11 protein-coding genes are annotated in these 17,120 nt (G+C 71.0%); 4 read left to right on the top strand and 7 right to left on the bottom strand.

Annotation, left to right across the window (positions count from 1 at the left end; translation table 11 throughout):
• Nucleotides 1–27 precede the first annotated feature (27 nt).
• Both ACY0MR_RS26010 and ACY0MR_RS26005 read left to right on the top strand, forming a co-directional pair.
• Nucleotides 28–762, top strand: a complete 735-nt coding sequence (locus ACY0MR_RS26010) for a TetR/AcrR family transcriptional regulator (RefSeq protein WP_404080091.1) — start codon at nt 28–30, stop codon at nt 760–762.
• A gap of 93 nt (nt 763–855) precedes the next feature.
• Entirely contained in the window at nt 856–1,401 is a 546-nt protein-coding gene (locus ACY0MR_RS26005; RefSeq protein WP_473555675.1) for a GNAT family N-acetyltransferase, read from the top strand.
• Here the strand turns inward: ACY0MR_RS26005 and pulA are convergent.
• The 7 genes from pulA to ACY0MR_RS25970 all read right to left on the bottom strand — a co-directional run bounded on the left by pulA (nt 1,388) and on the right by ACY0MR_RS25970 (nt 14,610).
• Complete coding sequence (pulA, locus tag ACY0MR_RS26000) at nt 1,388–6,688, bottom strand: pullulanase-type alpha-1,6-glucosidase (RefSeq protein ID WP_473555672.1); 5,301 nt, start codon at nt 6,686–6,688, stop codon at nt 1,388–1,390. The genes ACY0MR_RS26005 and pulA overlap by 14 nt on opposite strands.
• Before the next feature lie 95 nt (nt 6,689–6,783).
• Nucleotides 6,784–8,493, bottom strand: a complete 1,710-nt coding sequence (locus tag ACY0MR_RS25995) for a carbohydrate-binding module family 20 domain-containing protein (protein WP_473555670.1) — start codon at nt 8,491–8,493, stop codon at nt 6,784–6,786.
• A 122-nt stretch (nt 8,494–8,615) separates the two neighbouring features.
• On the bottom strand, nt 8,616–9,701 hold the full coding sequence (locus ACY0MR_RS25990; RefSeq protein ID WP_392042519.1) for a LacI family DNA-binding transcriptional regulator: 1,086 nt from the start codon (nt 9,699–9,701) through the stop codon (nt 8,616–8,618).
• Nucleotides 9,689–11,368, bottom strand: coding sequence for a glycoside hydrolase family 13 protein (locus tag ACY0MR_RS25985; RefSeq protein WP_473555667.1), 1,680 nt, complete (start codon nt 11,366–11,368; stop codon nt 9,689–9,691). Before ACY0MR_RS25985 ends, ACY0MR_RS25990 begins: the two co-directional genes overlap by 13 nt.
• 62 nt (nt 11,369–11,430) lie before the next feature.
• Nucleotides 11,431–12,306, bottom strand: coding sequence for a sugar ABC transporter permease (locus tag ACY0MR_RS25980; protein WP_388799724.1), 876 nt, complete (start codon nt 12,304–12,306; stop codon nt 11,431–11,433).
• Nucleotides 12,300–13,313 (bottom strand): carbohydrate ABC transporter permease, encoded by a 1,014-nt coding sequence (locus ACY0MR_RS25975; protein ID WP_383439012.1) that lies wholly within the window; start codon nt 13,311–13,313, stop codon nt 12,300–12,302. Before ACY0MR_RS25975 ends, ACY0MR_RS25980 begins: the two co-directional genes overlap by 7 nt.
• A gap of 19 nt (nt 13,314–13,332) precedes the next feature.
• Nucleotides 13,333–14,610, bottom strand: coding sequence for an extracellular solute-binding protein (locus ACY0MR_RS25970; RefSeq protein ID WP_403312980.1), 1,278 nt, complete (start codon nt 14,608–14,610; stop codon nt 13,333–13,335).
• A gap of 360 nt (nt 14,611–14,970) precedes the next feature.
• On the opposite strand from ACY0MR_RS25970, the gene ACY0MR_RS25965 reads away from it, so the two are divergent.
• Complete coding sequence (locus ACY0MR_RS25965; protein ID WP_361848755.1) at nt 14,971–15,999, top strand: LacI family DNA-binding transcriptional regulator; 1,029 nt, start codon at nt 14,971–14,973, stop codon at nt 15,997–15,999.
• A 186-nt stretch (nt 16,000–16,185) separates the two neighbouring features.
• A complete protein-coding gene (locus ACY0MR_RS25960) occupies nt 16,186–17,118 on the top strand; it encodes a phosphatase PAP2 family protein (RefSeq protein ID WP_388799531.1) in 933 nt (310 codons plus the stop codon).
• The last annotated feature ends 2 nt before the right edge of the window (nt 17,119–17,120 follow it).

The following is a 17,120-nucleotide window of genomic DNA, read 5'->3' as shown; positions in this document are numbered from 1 at the left end:
CGTATCGGACGACGTTAGGCTGTTCGTATGACGACCGGGGTACGCCGCAGGATGGGCGTCGAGGAGCGCAAGCAGCAGCTGATCGGGGTGGCCCTCGAACTCTTCAGCCACCGCTCTCCCGACGAGGTGTCCATCGACGAGATCGCCGCCGCCGCGGGGATCTCGCGGCCGCTGGTCTACCACTACTTCCCCGGCAAGCAGAGCCTCTACGAGGCCGCTCTCCGGCGCGCGGCCGACGAGTTGGCGGCCAGGTTCGTGGAGCCCCCGCAGGGCCCCCTGGGGGCGCGGCTGCTGCGGGTCATGGGCCGGTTCTTCGACTTCGTCGACGACCACGGGCCGGGTTTCGCCGCACTGATGCGGGGCGGTCCGGCGGTCGGCTCCTCCACCACGAACGCGATGATCGACGAGGTGCGGAACGCCGCGTACGTGCAGATCCTCGCCCATCTCGGGGTCGAGAAGCCCTCGGCCAGGCTTGAGTTGGTCGTGCGTTCCTGGGTGTCGCTCGCCGAGTCGACGGCGCTGATCTGGCTGGACGGGCGCCGGATCCCCCGCGCCGAGCTGGAGTTGCAGCTGGTGCACGACTTCGCGGCGCTCGCCGCGGTGAGCGCCGCGTACGACCCGGACATGGCGGGGATCCTGGTCGGCATCCTCGCGGACGAGCCGGCGGACGGACCCTTCGGGGAGCTGGTGGGCCGACTCGTCGCGCTGGTCCCCGCGGCGTCGGCCGACGCGCCCTCCGTGCCCGACCAGCGCGCGCGGTAGGACGGTTCGGGGCCCGCGCGCCCCGGGGCCGGCCGGCCCCTGACCGGCGTCCCGGGGAGTCCCGGCGGCCGACCCGGCCGTACGGTGCTCACCATGACGGCACAGGTGAGCTTCCGGCCGGCGGACGGCGGCGACGCGGTCCTCCTCGCGGAGATGTACGACGGCGCGGCCCGGTGGATGCTGCGGAACGGGATCGACCAGTGGAAGCCCGGCGGGAAGCCCGTCGGGCACTTCCGCGAGCGGGTGGCGGCCGGCGAGGTGTGGCTGGCGTCCCACGGCGGGCGGGCCGTCGGGGCGTACGAGCTGTGGTGGGAGGACGAGCAGGCCTGGGGTCCGCAGCCGCCGGTGGCCGGATATGTGCACCGGCTGATGACGGACCGGGGGTCCGCGCCCACCGGGACCGGGCGGGTGCTGCTCGCGCACGCGGAGGGCCGCGTCGCGGCCGGCGGCCGGTCGGTCGCCCGGCTGGACTGCCTGTCGGACAACCCGCGGCTCCGCGCGTACTACGAGGCCGCGGGCTACCGTGCCGTCGGCGAGGAGCCGGGAAAGCTCGCCGCCGACGGCACGCGTTACGGGGTGACCCTGATGGAGCGGTCCCTGTCCGCCGCCCGGGTGGGCGGGGGCGTCACTTCGCCGTGAAGACCGCCACCGTCCGCGCCGGGACCGTGAAGGTGCCCGAATCCGCCTCGTAGGAGGCGGACTTCACGACCGCGTCGGCACCGGCCGCCTGGACCGGGTGCAGGGCGTACGGGGTCCCGGCCAGGCCGGCGACCCGCTGCGTCTGCTGCCGCGGGCTCGCGTTGAGGACCACGACCAGGTCGCCCAGGCGCATCGTGATCACGCCCGGTGTCTCCTCGGGGCCCGAGAGCGGGAAGGACAGGGCGTCCTGCACGCGCTTCGCGGTCGCGAGGGAGAAGGCCGGCTCGGTGGTGCGGATCTTCTGGAGGTCGCGGTAGGCGGCGGAGGCGCCGTCGATCTGCGCGCACCCGACGGTCAGGGCCGGGTTCACCAGGAGCGGCTTTCCGTAGCCCCACTTGGCCTTGTTGTCCGCGGCCGGCGGGAGGCCGCGGCCGAAGCCGTTGCCGTCGCGGCAGTCCCAGTGGATCGCGTTGAACCAGTCGCCGCTGTCGTACGAGTTGCGGTCGAGGGACTTGGAGCGCAGCAGGTCCGATCCGGCCTGGGAGAGCGCCGGGCCCTGCGAGAGGGTCGCGGTGGCCATCGCGAGGACCTGCATGCGGGCCCGGTCCGCCGCCGAGGTGCCCGCCGGGAGCTTGAAGGCGAGCGCGTCGTACAGGGTCTCGTTGTCGTGGGCGTCGGCGTAGGCGAGGGCCTCGCCGGGGGCGGCGGCGTATCCGGCCGGGGAGCCGTTGTAGTCGACCTGGCTGCCCTTGACCGTGCGGCCGGCGGTGTCGGTGAAGGAGTAGTCGGCGAGGTTGCCGGTCAGGCCGACCTTGATGAGGTCCTGGTAGTGGAGGAGCCGGGCTCGCTGCTGCTCGGGGGTGCCGTTGGCGGTGGAGGTGTTGGGGTCGGTGAAGAGGCCGGAGGCGAAGCCCTGGACGCCGGGGTCCTCGTCGAAGGGGCCGCCGCCGCGGACGGCGTCGCGGGCCCGGTCGGAGAAGGTCGCGACGCCGGTGCCGGCCATGTTCTTCTGGGTGGCCTGGACGAAGCGGGCGTCGTCGGCGATCTCGCCGAAGTTCCAGCCCTCGCCGTAGAGGATGATCGCCTTGCCGTCGACGCCGTCCTCGGCGACGGTCAGCCCGTCGAGGGCCTTGCGGACGGCGAGGATGTTGGCCTTCGGGTGGTGGCCCATGAGGTCGAAGCGGAAGCCGTCGACCTTGTACTCCCTGGCCCAGGTGACGAGGGAGTCGACGACGAGCTTGCCCATCATCGCGTTCTCGGGCGCGGTGTTGGCGCAGCAGGTGGAGGTGGCGACGGTGCCGTCGGCCTGGAGGCGCTGGTAGTAGCCGGGGACGATCCGGTCGAGGACGGACTTGTCGGACTGGCCGGCGGCGACGGTGTGGTTGTAGACGACGTCCATGACGGTGCGCAGGCCGTCGCGGTTGAGGGCCTGGACCATCTGCCGGAACTCGACCGTGCGGCGGGTGCCTTCGGGGTCGGTGCTGTAGGAGCCCTCGGGGACGGTGTAGTGCAGCGGGTCGTAGCCCCAGTTGTAGGCGTCCTCGGCCGCGGCGGCGGCCACGCAGGCCTGCTGCTCCTCGGAGTCGGGGGCGTAGACCTTGAGGTCGCAGGCGGGTTCGGTCCGGTCGGACTTCTTCTCGGGGATGGTGCCGATGTCGAAGGCCGGGAGGAGGTGGACGTAGGAGGTGCCGGAGGCGGCGAGCGCCTTCAGGTGCCGGGAGCCCTTGCTGTCCGCGTCGGTGAAGGCGAGGTAGGTGCCCCGGTGGTCCTTCTCGGCCGTGGTGTCCGCGACGGAGAAGTCACGGATGTGGAGTTCCTGGATCTGGGCGTCCCGCAGCGGGACGGCGGCGGGCTTCCTCAGGGAGTCCCAGCCCTTGGGGGCGAGCTTCGGGTCGGTGAGGTCGACGGCGAGGCTGCGGACGGAGTCGGTGCTGAGGGCGGTGGAGTAGGGGTCGGTGACCTTGTTGGTGACGACCTTCTGGACGGTGGGGGCCCAGACCTTCACCACGTAGCGGTACGGCTTGCCGGTCCAGGACTTCGGGCCGGTGGCGGTCCAGACGCCGGAGGCGTCGTCGCGGCGCATGGGCACGGTCCGGCCGTCGAGTTCGAGGGCGACGGACTGCGCGGTGGGGGCCCAGACGGACAGGTCGACGCGGCCGCCGCGGAAGACGGGGCCGAGGGCGGCGCCGGTGGCCTTCCGGGCGTACAGGTCGTCGAGGACGCCGGCGGTCTGGACGCCGGTGGCGGCGAGCAGGGCGCCGTTGGCGGCGCGCTGGGTGGCGATCAGCTGCCCGCGCAGGGAGTCGCGGACGCGGTCGGTGTCGCGGGGGTCGACGGTGAAGGCCGGGTACTCCGCGAGGTGCGGGTACTTCGCCTTCTGGGCGTCGGTGAGGGCGGTCCGGTCGAGCCGGAGCCACTGGCCCTCGGTGTTCAGGGCGCCGTCGGTGACGGTGATCCCGCCGTCCTCGGCGTACACGAGCTGCTGGCTGGTGGCCTCGGTGGCCTTGACCTTCCAGACGACGGTGTTCCGGTCGATCCACTGGGCCTCGGCCTTGCCGAGGTCGAGGTTCGGGGCGCCGCCGACGGTGGGGAGGAGGTACTTGGGCTGTCCGGCGAGGGCCCAGACCTCGTGGCCGAGGCTCGCCAGGTCGAGGGACTGGTCGGTGGGGAGGTCCTTCTCGTCGCCCTTGTGGAGGATGTACGAGAGGGAGGTGGCGCCCTCGGTGAGCGGGACCTCGTAGACGGCGCCGTAGGCGTCGACGCGGGTCGGCATGAGGGGCTTGGACCAGTCGGTGGGCTGGGCGGCGCCGGTCCAGGTGTGGAGGCCCCAGCCCTCGTAGTTCCCGTCGGGCCGCTGGTAGTGGATGACGGCCTTGGTCTTGTCCTGCGGGGCCGGGGACGGGTTCGTGTCGGACTGGCCGTCCTGGCCCCGGGTGATCCAGACCTCGCCGGTGCGGCCGAGGTCGACGGTGCGCTGCGGGCCGTCGGCGGTGCCGTTCTTCTCGACGGTGTACGCGACGGTGGACGCGCCTTCGGGGACCTTGACCCAGGCGAAGGCGCCGTGGGCGTCGCGGCCGGTGAACGCGGCCTCCTGGCCGGCGCCCTTGAGGGTCCAGCCGTCGTAGTCGCCGTCTTCGCGCTGGTAGTGGACGACGGCGTAGGCGCGTTCGACCGCGACCGGCTTCTCGGGAGCGGGGGCCTGTCCGGCGGTGCTCGCGGCGGTGGCGCTCGCGGTGCGGCCGGTGCTGTCGACGACGACGGCCTTGTAGCGCAGGGGGGTGCCGGCGGGAGCGGTGACGTGCTGGGTCACCTTGTAGGGGGCGTGGTCGGCGGTGCCGAGGGTCTGCCAGCGGCCGTTGCCGGCCTGGGCGGCGAAGACGACGCGGTTGAGTCCGCCGCCGCTGACGTCGGCGGTGAGCTCGACGGTGCCGGTGGCTCCGGCGGCGGGGGCCCGGAGGCTGACGGACGGCTTCACGGCGGGGGCCGGGAGGGGCTTGTCGGCCTTGAGGACCAGGGAGGAGAGGGCGGGGACGGTGACGGTGACCTTGCCGCTCGCGGCGGCCACGGCGCCCTGGCCTCCGTACAGGGCGCGGAAGTCCGCCGAACCGACGGGGACGGTGACCGTCTTCGCGGTGGTGGCGCTGTTGGTGGCGACGAGGTACTCGGTGCGGGTCTTCGGGTCCGTGCGGGAGAAGGCGTACACGGAGCCCTCGGCGTACCGTTCCTGCTGGACGCCGTCGCGGAGGGCCGGGTGCTCGCGGGTCAGCTTCGACAGGGCGGCGACGGACCGGTACACCGGGTGGGCGGGGTCGTAGGCGTCGGTGGCGTGGGTGCGGTCGGTGCCGAGCTGATCGTCGTCGAGGTAGTCGGCGGTCTTCGAGGCGAAGAGGGTCTGGCGGGCGTCCTTGTCGCCGCCGGGGCCGGTGAAGCCCTGCTCGTCGCCGTAGTAGACGACGGGGTTGCCGCGGGACAGGAACATCAGCTCGTTGGCCAGGGTGGCCCGGCGGACGAGTTCGGTGTCGGAGGCGTTCGGGTTGTCCTGCTTGAGGAAGGTCCCGATGCGGCCCATGTCGTGGTTGCCGAGGAAGGTGACCTGCTCGTAGGCGTTGGCCTTGTCGGTGGTGTACCGGTAGTCCTCGGCGAACACCTTGGCGAGCCGGTCGGCGCCGGCGCCCTGGGAGGCGAAGGCGCGGGCGGCGTCCTGGAAGGGGAAGTCGAGGGTGGCGTCGAGCCGGCCGCGGGTGACGTACGGGGAGGTCACGGCGGTGTCGGCGGAGTAGACCTCGCCGAACATGAAGAAGTCCTCGCGGCCCTGCTTCTTCGCGTAGGCGTCGAGGGCGGTGGCCCACTGGGTCCAGAAGTCGAGGTCGACGTGCTTGACGGTGTCGATGCGGAAGCCGTCGATCTTGAAGTCGCGGACCCACTTCTCGTAGATCCTCCGCATGCCGTCGACGACCTCGGGGCGCTCGGTCCACAGGTCGTCGAGGCCGACGAAGTCGCCGTACTCGGCGGACTCGCCGGCCCAGGTGGAGTCGCCCCGGTTGTGGTACATCGTGGGGTCGTTGAGCCAGGCGGGGACCTTGGTGTCCGCCTTCTCGGCGGAGGCCACGGGGGTGTACGGGAAGGAGTCCCGGTCGACCTTGCCGACGGCCTCGCGGTCGTCGAAGGGGCGGCCGTCCCTGTCGAGGTACGGGTAGGCGCCCTTGGGGCGGTAGCCGTACTTCTGCTCGGCGTAGTCGACGGTGTCGGCGGTGTGGTTGGTGATGACGTCGAAGAAGACCTTCATGCCCTTGCGGTGGGCGGCCGCGATCAGCCTCTCCAGGTCCGCGTTGGTCCCGAAGTGCGGGTCGACCTGGGTGAAGTCGGTGATCCAGTAGCCGTGGTAGCCGGCGGAGGCGTCCTTGCCCTCGCCCTGCACGGGCCGGTTCTTGAAGATCGGCGCCATCCAGATGGCGGTGGTGCCGAGGCCCTTGATGTAGTCGAGGCGCTCCGTGAGGCCCTTGAGGTCGCCGCCCTGATAGAAGCCCTTGTCGGTGGGGTCGAAGCCGGTCTGCGTCCGGCTGCCGGTGAGGCCGCCCTTGTCGTTGGAGGTGTCGCCGTTGGCGAAGCGGTCGGGAAGGACGAAGTAGAACTGCTCGCGGGTGAGGTCCTGGCGGGACGGTTCGGCGGCGAGCTGCCGGTCGGAGGGCGGGGCCGGGGGCCTGGGCGCGGCGGCCGCGGGGACGGCGGGCACGAGGGCCGCGCACAGGGCGGCGGCCAGTGCGACCGCCGTTCGCTTGCGTGTCACGGGGGTGCTCCCTGGAGGAGGGACGGGTGTACGGGTGCGTGCGGGTACGGGTGGGAGGGCCGCCCCGGGTGGGGCGGCCCTGGAGGGGGGGGAGGTCAGCTGCGGAAGGTGTCGTTCACGGCGACCTGGCCGGAGGCGGGGACGGTCGCGGTGCGGTTGGCGCCGGACTCCCAGGTGACGTTCCCGGCGGCGTCCTTGCGGAGGTACTTGTACTCGAAGGCCGTTCCGGCGGGCAGCGCGACCGTGCGCTTCCAGACGGGGTACGTCGCCGGGTCGAGCTTCAGGGCGGCGGCCGGGGACCAGTTGCCGAGTTCGGCGCGGTTGCCGGTGACGTAGATGTCCTGGCCGGGCACGGTGGTGGCGGTGGCGTTGAAGGCCGCGCCCGAGGTGGCGGGCGGGGTCGTCGGCGGCGTGGTCGTGCCGGAGCCGCAGTTCGTCGCGTTCACGTGCAGGGCCAGGGCGGTGTTGGCGCCGAGGGTGGCGGTGAACTGGCCGGACCCGTTCACCGTCACGGGGGTGTTCGACTGGACGTCGCAGTAGGTGCCGGCGGGCAGCGAGGTCTGGAAGGTACGGGTGAGCGCCGAGGACTCGTGGTTGATGGCCACGTACGCCTTGGTGCCGCGGCCGAACGCGATCGCGTTGCCGCCGTTGTCCCACCAGCCGGTGACGGACTGGCCGCGCGCGGTGTTGCGGAAGGCGACCATGGAGGAGATCTCGCGCCAGGCGTGCTGGCACTTCCAGCCGTCGCTGTAGCAGGCGTTCACCTGGCCGCCGTTGGGCGGTCCGGCGTCCTTGTCGGTCCACTCGTAGCCGGAGTGGACGTCCGGGGCGCCGTAGGGCCAGGCGAGCATGAAGACGGAGGCGAGGGTGTAGTTCGCGCCGTCCTTGTAGGAGAGGGTGTCGCCGCCGCGCTCGGTGTCGTGGTTGTCGACGAAGACGCCGGACTGGCCGGAGGCCATGTAGCCCCAGGCCTCGCCGAAGTTCTTGAGATAGGCGAGCTTCTCGTTGTTCAGGACGCGCTTGAGGTCGCGGGCGTAGCGGAACTCCTGGACGTCTCCGCTGCCGAGGTACTCGCTCGGGGAGACGGCCTCGCCGGCACCGTGGATGGCCTCCAGCTTCCAGTACACGCCGGGGTTGGTGAGCCGCGACTTGATGTCGGCGAGGTCGGCGGCCGGCATGTGCTTGGCGGCGTCGACGCGGAAGCCGTCGACGCCGAGGGAGAGCAGGTCGTTGAGGTAGCCGGCTATCTTCCCGCGGACGTACTCCTCGCCGGTGTCGAGGTCGGGGAGCTGGACCAGTTCGCAGTTCTGGACGTTGCCCCGGTCCTGGTAGTTGGAGATCGTCGCGCGGCAGTCGTCCATGTCGGAGCCGGAGTACAGGCCCGGGTAGTCGTACTTGGAGAACGGGGTCCCGCCCGTTCCCGTACCGGAGCCGTTCGCCATGTGGTTGATGACGGAGTCGGCGACGACCTTGACGCCGGCCGCGTGGCAGGTGTCGATCATGTTCTTGAAGGCGGTGCGGTCGCCGAGACGTCCGGCGATCTTGTAGCTGACGGGCTGGTACGAGGTCCACCACTGGCCGCCCTGGAGGTGTTCCTGGGGCGGGGAGACCTGGACGTATCCGTATCCGGCGGGGCCGAGGCGGTCGGTGCACTCCCGGGCGACCGAGGCGAAGTTCCACTCGAACATCACCGCGGTGACGTCCTTCTCGCCGGGCGGGGCGGCCTGCACGGGGGTGTTTCCCGTGACGGCCACAGCGGCTCCCGCCACGAGGGCGAGTGCAGCGGCCACGGTTCTGCTGGCCATGATTCCTCCTGCTGACTTCACTGTCGCAAGAAGTTGCCGAAAGGTTCAGCAACTGTTTTCAGCCGTGACCGTACGAGTGCCCCGACGCCCGGTCAACCCTCCGGACACCCCAACGCAAGTTGTTACGAAAGGACTTGCGGAACCCCGGCGGGGACCGGCGGCTGGGCCGTGGAGCCGCGGACCACCAGCTCCGGCTGGAAGACGAACTCGGTGCGCTGCACCGGATTCCCCTCGATCTCCTCCAGGAGCGCGCCGACGGCCGCCGTCGCCATGGCCTGGACGGGCTGGCGCACGGTGGACAGCGGGGGGCTGGTGAAGGCGATCAGCGGCGAGTCGTCGAAGCCGACGACGGAGACGTCCCCGGGCACGTCGAGGCCGCGGGCGCGGACGGCGCGGATCACGCCGAGCGCCATCAGGTCGGAGCCGCAGACGATGCCGGTGCAGCCCTCGCGGAGCAGGATGTCGGCGGCCGCGTGCCCGCCCTCGACGCCGAAGAGCGTGGGTCTGATGAACCGCTCCGCGTCCGCGCGTTCGACACCGAGGAGCTCGTACAGCTCGGCGGTGAACCCCTCCGCCTTGCGGCGCGAGGGCACGTAGCGGGTGGGGCCGATGGCGAGGCCGATGCGCTCGTGTCCGAGCTCGACCAGGTGCCGGACGGCCATCCGGGCCGCGGCCCGGTCGTCCGGGGACACGAAGTTGGCGTCGATGTGCTCGTTGTAGCCGTTGATGAGGACGTACGGCACACCGCGGGCGGACAGCCGGGCGTAGCGGGCCGGGTCGGCGGAGGCGTCCGCGTGCAGCCCGGAGAGGAAGACGATGCCGGCCACCCCGCGCTCCACGAGCTGCTCGACGAGCTCGTCCTCGGTGGCGCCGCCCGGCATCTGGGTGCAGAGCACCGGGGTGTAGCCGTGCCCGGCCAGAACCTGCTCGACGACCTGCGCGAACGCCGGGAAGATCGGGTTGGTCAGCTCGGGCACGACGAGTCCGACGAGGCCCGCGCTGCGGCGTTTGAGCCGGACGGGACGCTCGTAGCCGAGCACGTCGAGGGCCGCGAGCACCTTGTGCCGGGTCGCGCCGGCCACCCCCGCCTTGCCGTTGAGGACGCGGCTGACGGTGGCCTCGCTGACCCCGGACTGGGCCGCGATGTCCGCGAGCCGCGGGGCGCCGTTCCCGGCGCCCCGCGGCAGGGGGATCGTCACACCGCCCACCAGGCGGTCGTGTCGGCGGGCAGGACGACGGTGTCCTGCCCGCCGGCGGCGACGATCTCGATCTCCTCGTTCGCGAGAAGGAACCGGCCGGGCAGCGGGACGGAGATGGCCCGGCCGGTGGTGTTGGCGATGCAGGCGAAGCCGTCGCGGCGGAAGGAGAGCACACCCTCGGGTGCCTCCAGCCACTCGACGGCCTCGCCCGCACCGAGTCCGGGCTGCGCCCGCCGGACGGCGAGGGCGCTGCGGTACAGCTCCAGGGTGGAGCCGGGGTCGCCGGTCTGCGCCTCGACGCTCAGACCGCCCCAGCCGGCGGGCTGCGGGAGCCAGGAGCCGCCGGCGCCGAAGCCGTACGAGCCGCCCCCGACGGTCCACGGGATGGGCACCCGGCAGCCGTCGCGGAAGCCGTCCTGGCCGGAGGCCCGCCAGAACGAGGGGTCCTGGCGGACCTCGTCGGGCAGGTCGGTGACGTCGGGCAGGCCGAGCTCCTCGCCCTGGTAGACGTACGCCGATCCGGGCAGCGCCAGCATCAGCAGGGTCGCGGCGCGGGCCCGGCGCAGGCCGAGCTCCCGGTCGCCGGGCTCGCGGAGCTGGGTGCCGAGGCCGGCCGGGTTGGCGAAGCGGGTGGCGTGCCGGGTGACGTCGTGGTTGGAGAGCACCCAGGTGGTGGGCGCGCCGACCGGGCGCATCGCCTGGAGGGAGTCGTCGATGACTCGGCGGAGCTCGACGGCGTCCCAGTGGGTGCCCAGGTACTGGAAGTTGAAGGCCTGGTGCATCTCGTCGGGGCGCACGTAGTTCGCGGTGCGGTCGACGGTCGGGGTCCAGGCCTCGGCGACGAGGACGCGCTCCCCGTCATACTCGGAGAGCACCTTCCGCCAGGAGCGGTAGATCTCGTGGACGCCGTCCTGGTCGAAGAAGGGCATGACGTCGTTGCCGAGCAGCTTCAGCTGGTCGTGGGCGCCGAGGTCGGGCAGGCCCTCGGCCTTGACGAGGCCGTGGGCGACGTCGACGCGGAAGCCGTCGACGCCCATGTCGAGCCAGAAGCGCAGGATCGAGCGGAACTCGTCGCGGACGGCCGGGTGCTCCCAGTTGAAGTCGGGCTGCTCCGGGGCGAAGAGGTGGAGGTACCAGTCGCCGGGGGTGCCGTCCGGGTTCTCCGAGCGGGTCCAGGCGGGCCCGCCGAAGATGGACTCCCAGTCGTTGGGCGGGAGTTCGCCGTTCTCGCCCTTGCCGGGGCGGAAGTGGTAGCGCTCGCGCAGGACCGAGCCGGGGCCCTCGCGCAGGGCGCGCTGGAACCACTCGTGCTGGTCGGAGGAGTGGTTGGGGACCAGGTCGACGATGATGCGCAGGCCCAGCGCGTGGGCGTCGCGGATCACGGCGTCGGCGTCGAGGAGCGAGCCGAACATGGGGTCGATGGCCCGGTAGTCGGCGACGTCGTAGCCGGCGTCGGCCTGCGGCGAGGCATAGAACGGGGAGAGCCAGACGGCGTCGACGCCGAGCTCCTTGAGGTACGGCAGCCGGCTGCGGACGCCCTCCAGGTCGCCCATGCCGTCGCCGTTTCCGTCGGCGAAGCTGCGCGGGTAGACCTGGTAGATCACCGCGTCTCTCCACCAGCCCGTGTGCGTGCCGGTGGTCGGGGCGTCGGCCGGGGTGGCGAGATGCTGGGTCATGTCTTCCCTGGGAGGTAAGGAGGTGCGTTCAGAGGTGCGTACGGAGCGCGGGCTCAGGGCCGTCAGCCCTTGACGGCACCGGCGGACATGCCGGTGACGAGGTGCCGCTGGGCGAAGAGGAACACCAGGGCCGCGGGGATGGCGATGAGGACGGAGGCCGCCGCCATCGGGCCCCACTGGGCGCCGTACTGGTTGACGAACTTCTGCAGTCCGCCGGCGAGCGTGAGGTTCTCGTCGCCGACCATGAAGGCCGAGGCGTAGGCGACCTCGCCCCAGGCGGTGATGAACGAGTAGAACGCGGTGACCGCGATGCCCGGCTTGGCGAGCGGCAGGATGAGCCGCCAGAAGGTGCCGAAGGGGGTGAGCCCGTCGACGTAGCCGGACTCGTCGATCTCGCGCGGGATGGTGTCGAAGAAGCCCTTCATCATCCACGCGCAGAACGGGACGGCGATGGTCAGGTAGGTGATGACCAGGCCGACGGGCTGGTTGAGCAGGCCCATCGACGCCATGATGTTGTAGATCGGCACGATCAGGACGGCGACCGGGAACATCTGGGTGATGAGCAGCGTCCACATCAGGCCGCGCTTGCCGGGGAACCGGAAGCGGCTGACGGCGTAGCCCGTGGTGGCGGAGATGAAGACGCCGATGACCGTGGTGAGGCCGGCGACGAGCAGCGAGTTGCCGAACCAGGTGAGGAACGGGGTGTCGTTCAGCAGGTTCGTGTAGTTCTCGAGCGTCGTCTCCTTGAAGAAGTCCGTGGTGATCGCGTACTTCGCCGGCTTGAGCGAGGTCAGCAGGACCCACAGCACGGGGAAGACGGCGATCACGGACGCCGTGATCAGGGTGACGTGCAGGGCGACCGAGGCCAGCGGGGAACGGCGGCCGCGGATCGGCTCGTTGACGGCGGCCCGGGGGGTGGGGGTCGTGGTCGTCACCAGACTTCTCCCTGCTTGCGGAGGACTCGCCGGTAGACCGCGGCGAAGAGCATCAGGAGGACGAGGATGAGCACGCCCCAGGTGGAGGACTGGGCGAAGTCGCGCGGGCTGACCTCGAAGGAGAACTTGTAGGCCTGGGTGACGAGGATCTGGGTGGCCTCGCCGGGTCCGCCCCGGGTGAGCAGGAAGATCACCGGGAACATGTTGAAGGTCCAGATGGTGGAGAGCAGGACCACCGTCGTCGAGACCGAGCTCAGGCCGGGCATGGTGATGTGCCGGAAGCGCTGCCAGGCGTTGGCGCCGTCCATCTCGGCCGCCTCGTACAGCTCGCCGGGGATGGACTGGAGCCCGCCGAGGAGGGCGACCATCATGAACGGCACGCCGAGCCAGACGTTGACGAGGATGACGGAGAACTTGGCCCAGGTGGGGTCGTTCAGCCACGGGACGGCGTCGATGCCGCCGCCCGCGAGGATCTTGTTGAGGAGGCCGTTGTCCTGGTTGTAGAGGAAGCGCCAGGCGAAGACGGAGACGAAGCCGGGCACGGCCCAGGGCAGGATCAGCAGCAGCCGGTAGAAGGAGCGGCCGGCGATCCTGCGGTTGAGGACGTTGGCGAGGGTGAGGCCGAGCGCGAAGGTGACGGAGACGCAGGCGACCGTCCACAGCAGCGTCCAGCCCAGGGTGGAGAGGAACTGGCCGCCGGTGAGCGCGTCGGCGTAGTTGTCCAGGCCGACGAACTCGTAGGTGGCCGGGATCTCGTTGACGCCGATCGACCGTGCGACGTTCCGCTCGTTGGCGTCGGTCAGCGACAGGTAGATGCCGCGGACCAGCGGATAGCCGATGATCACCGCGATCACGATCGTCACCGGGGCGATCATCGCCCAGGCGTACCAGTGGGTGGCGAGGGAGCGCTTGCCGCCGCTCCCGCGCTTGCCAGTTCCGCGGCTCCGGCCGCGGGCGACGCTGTCGCCCGCGGCCTTCACCACCGACTGGCTGGGGGTGTCCACAGCCATCAGCCGGCCTGCCTTCCTGTTACTTCCAGTCCTTCAGGAGCTTGCGGTAGGCGTCGCCCGTCGCCTTGGCTCCCGCGTCCGGGGTGGTCTGGCCGGTGAGGACCTTGGTGTACTCGGTGACGAGGGGCGCGAAGAGGCTGCCGGTCTCCGGGATCCAGGGGCGCTCGACGGCCTTGTCGACGACCGGCTTGAAGAAGCCGATCATCTCGTTGGTGGCGACGTCCGGCTTGATGTAGACGGACTGGCGGGTCGGGAGCAGGCTGAGCTCCTTGGCGACCGTGGCCTGGGTCTCGACCGAGGTCATGTACTCGGCGAAGGCGTAGGAGGCGTCGAGGTTCTTGGAGCCCGCGTAGACGGCGAGGTTGTGGCCGCCCTGCGGGGCGCCCTGGCCGGCCGAGCCGGCGGGGACCGGGGCGATGCCCAGGTTCGCCTTGTCGGTGAACTCCTTGCCGGCGTAGGTGTCGGCGACGGCCCACGGGCCGTTGATCATCATGGCGACCTTGCCTTCCTTGAAGGCGGTCTGCATGTTGTTCCAGCCGTCGGTGGCGTCGGTCTTGGCGGCACCGGAGTCCACGAGGTCCTTGACGACCTTGAAGCCCTTCACACCGGCGGCGTTGTCGACGGTGATCTGCTTCTTCTCGGCGTCGACGAGGTCGCCGCCCTCGCCGTACAGGAAGGAGAGGAACCAGTAGGCGTCGTCGCCGCGCAGGTAGAGGCCGGGGTTGCCGGTCTTCTTCTTGATCTTGGCGGAGACGGTCTTGAGCTCGTCGATGGTCTTGGGGACCTCGACGCCGGCCTCCTTGAAGATCTTCTTGTTGTAGAAGATGCCCATGGAGTCGATGACCTGGGGAACGGCGTAGGTCTTGCCGTTGTACTTCGTGGAGGCCGCGGCCTGCTCCAGGAAGTCGTCCTGGTCCTTGAGGGCGGCCGTGCCGTCCAGCGGGGCCAGGTAGCCGAGGTCGGCGAACTCGGGGGTCCAGGCGACCTCGGAGCGGATGACGTCGGGGGCGCCGGAGCCGGACTGCGCGGCGTTCTTGAACTTGTTCTGCGCCTCACCGAACGGCACGTTCACGTACTTGACGGTGACCTTCGGGTGCTTCTTCTTGAAGTCCTCGGCGACCTTCTTGAAGACCTTGTCCTCGGAGCCGACCGTCGAGGTGTCCCACCAGGTGACGGTGCCGGAGAGCTCGCCCGAGCCCTTCGCGCCGCTGTCGCCCGAACCGCTGTCACTCCCGCACGCCGCCAGGGTCACGCCCAGGGCCGCGACCAGCGCGGTGGCCGCTATGCCACGCCGCATGTGAACTCCTTCAACTGATCCCGGGGGGACGAGGGGCTGGAACCTTCCTCATTGCGACCGCTCCCTCGCGGCGCTCCGGGTTGCCAGGAACGTAACAGGGATGAAAACGAGCCGAAAGAGCTTGCGGGAACTTTCTGCAAGGACCGGGGATCGTTACATCCGCGTGTCCCGAAGGTTGCCGTCGAATCGCTTGACAGCTGTCCTCGCACGCCTCTTGCACGCCCTGCGGGGCGGCGCGCACGCCCCGGGCGCACTCCTCGCGCCCTGCAAGAGCTGCAAGACCTTGCGGAGTGGCTTGCATCACGCGCATCCCAGCCGTGCGGTGGGCAATACGCCCCGTGACCGGTACAGTCCATCCTCATGACCGCGCGGCTCTCCGACATCGCAGCCCAGGCGGGGGTCAGTGAGGCCACAGTCAGCCGCGTGCTCAACGGCAAGCCCGGTGTGGCCGGGGCCACCCGCGAGTCCGTCCTTGCCGCGCTCGACGTGCTCGGCTACGAGCGGCCCGTACGGCTGCGGCAGCGCAGCGCGGGCCTCGTCGGCCTCATCACCCCCGAGCTGGACAACCCGATCTTCCCCGCGCTCGCGCAGGTCATCGGGCAGGCCCTGACCCGGCAGGGGTACACCCCGGTGCTCGCCACCCAGACCCCCGGCGGGTCCACCGAGGACGAGCTCACCGACATGCTCGTGGAGCGGGGCGTGGCCGGCATCATCTTCGTCTCCGGGCTGCACGCGGACACGACCGCCGACATGACGCGCTACGACCAGCTGCGCGGCAAGGGCGTCCCCTACGTCCTGCTCAACGGCTTCTCCCCCAAGGTGCAGGCGCCCTTCGTCTCCCCCGACGACCGGGCCGCGATGCGGCTCGCGGTGACGCACCTGGCGGCGCTGGGCCACACCCGTATCGGGCTCGCCGTCGGCCCGAAGCGGTTCGTGCCGGTGCTCCGCAAGATAGAGGGCTTCCAGCAGGGCATGGCCGAGCGGCTCGGCCTGGGCCCCGAGGAGTCGGAGGCCCTGATCCAGCACTCGCTGTACACGCTGGAGGGGGGCCAGGCCGCGGCCGGGGCCCTGATCTCCCGCGGCTGCACGGCGGTGGTCTGCGCGAGCGACATGATGGCGCTCGGCGCGATCCGGGCCGCGCGGCAGCAGGGTCTCGATGTCCCGCGGGACGTCTCCGTCGTCGGCTTCGACGACTCTCCCCTCATAGCGTTCACCGATCCGCCGCTGACCACCATCCGGCAGCCCGTGCAGGCGATGGGACAGGCGGCGGTCCGCGCGCTCCTGGAGGAGGTCGGGGGCACCCCCGCGCCGCACTCCGAGTTCGTCTTCATGCCCGAGCTGGTCGTCCGCGGGTCGACGGCCTCCGCCCCGCCCGCCGTCCGCGCCTGACCGCGCGCGACCCCGACGGCACCCGTACCGGCCCCGCCCGCCCCTGCCATCCGCCCTGCCCCGTACCCGTTCCCGACCCCTGAGGCACCCTCCCCGCGGCCTCGTTCCTGAGGGGGACCGGGTGCGCCCCGAACCCGTCGGAGGGATGATCGGTCGGGGGGAAGGGATCTGGCAGACTCTCTCCCTATGGGTGAAACGACCGTGAAGAGTTTGGACAACCGGACGACCCCGTCGTCACCCACCGTGGCAGACGGCAGGTTCGCGCGCCTCCGTGCGCGCGCGCCCCGGCGCCCCACGATCTGGTTCGAGATCCTGCTCATCGCGGTGAGCTACTGGACGTACTCGCTCATCCGCAACGCGGTGCCCGAGCAGAAGGCCCAGGCGCTCAAGAACGCCGACTGGATCTGGCAGGCGGAGGAGTCCCTCGGCCTGGCCTTCGAGCACGCCGTCAACCACGCCGTGAACTCGGTGACATGGCTGATCGTGTCGATGAACTACTACTACGCGACGCTGCACTTCGTCGTGACCATCGGTGTGCTCGTGTGGCTGTACCGATGGCACCCGGGCCGTTACGCGGCGTTCCGCACGGTCCTGTTCGCGACCACCGGTGTGGCCCTGGTCGGTTACTACCTGTACCCGCTCGCTCCGCCCCGGCTGATGAACGGCCAGGACTTCGTCGACACGGTCCTCGTCCACCACACCTGGGGCTCCATGGCCTCGGGCAACCTCAAGCACGTGTCCAACCAGTACGCGGCGATGCCGTCGATGCACATCGGCTGGTCCCTCTGGTGCGGGCTGACGATCTTCCTCCTGGCCAAGGCCCCGTGGGCGCGGATCCTGGGCCTGCTCTACCCGATGGCGACCCTGGTGGTCATCGTCGCCACCGCCAACCACTTCTGGCTGGACGCGGTCGGCGGCATGATCTGCCTCGCCTTCGGCTTCGCCGTCTCCTACTTCTGGTACGGGTCCCGTCCGCACCGCCTGCCCAAGCTGGTCGAGCCGATGTCCGGCGCGGTGGCGCGCGGCGGCCCGCCCCCGGAGGGGGAGGCCGGCCGCGCGGGTGCGCCCGACCCGGCCGGGAAGGCCGGGACGGAGCGCACGCTCAGCTCCGGCAGGTGACC

The sequence above is a fragment of the Streptomyces sp. JN8 genome, from assembly GCF_055808075.1.
The sequence above is the reverse complement of the archived record's forward strand: the minus strand, read 5'-3'. Positions and strand labels throughout refer to the sequence as shown.

Excerpts from the sequence above, each read along its gene's own strand:
- ACY0MR_RS25995 (WP_473555670.1), bottom strand. The coding sequence starts at position 8,493 with ATGGCCAGCAGAACCGTGGCCGCTGCACTCGCCCTCGTGGCGGGAGCC.
- ACY0MR_RS25985 (WP_473555667.1), bottom strand. The coding sequence starts at position 11,368 with ATGACCCAGCATCTCGCCACCCCGGCCGACGCCCCGACCACCGGCACG.
- ACY0MR_RS26010 (WP_404080091.1), top strand. The coding sequence starts at position 28 with ATGACGACCGGGGTACGCCGCAGGATGGGCGTCGAGGAGCGCAAGCAG.
- ACY0MR_RS25975 (WP_383439012.1), bottom strand. The coding sequence starts at position 13,313 with ATGGCTGTGGACACCCCCAGCCAGTCGGTGGTGAAGGCCGCGGGCGAC.
- ACY0MR_RS25960 (WP_388799531.1), top strand. The coding sequence starts at position 16,186 with ATGGGTGAAACGACCGTGAAGAGTTTGGACAACCGGACGACCCCGTCG.
- ACY0MR_RS25965 (WP_361848755.1), top strand. The coding sequence starts at position 14,971 with ATGACCGCGCGGCTCTCCGACATCGCAGCCCAGGCGGGGGTCAGTGAG.
- ACY0MR_RS26005 (WP_473555675.1), top strand. The coding sequence starts at position 856 with ATGACGGCACAGGTGAGCTTCCGGCCGGCGGACGGCGGCGACGCGGTC.
- ACY0MR_RS25970 (WP_403312980.1), bottom strand. The coding sequence starts at position 14,610 with ATGCGGCGTGGCATAGCGGCCACCGCGCTGGTCGCGGCCCTGGGCGTG.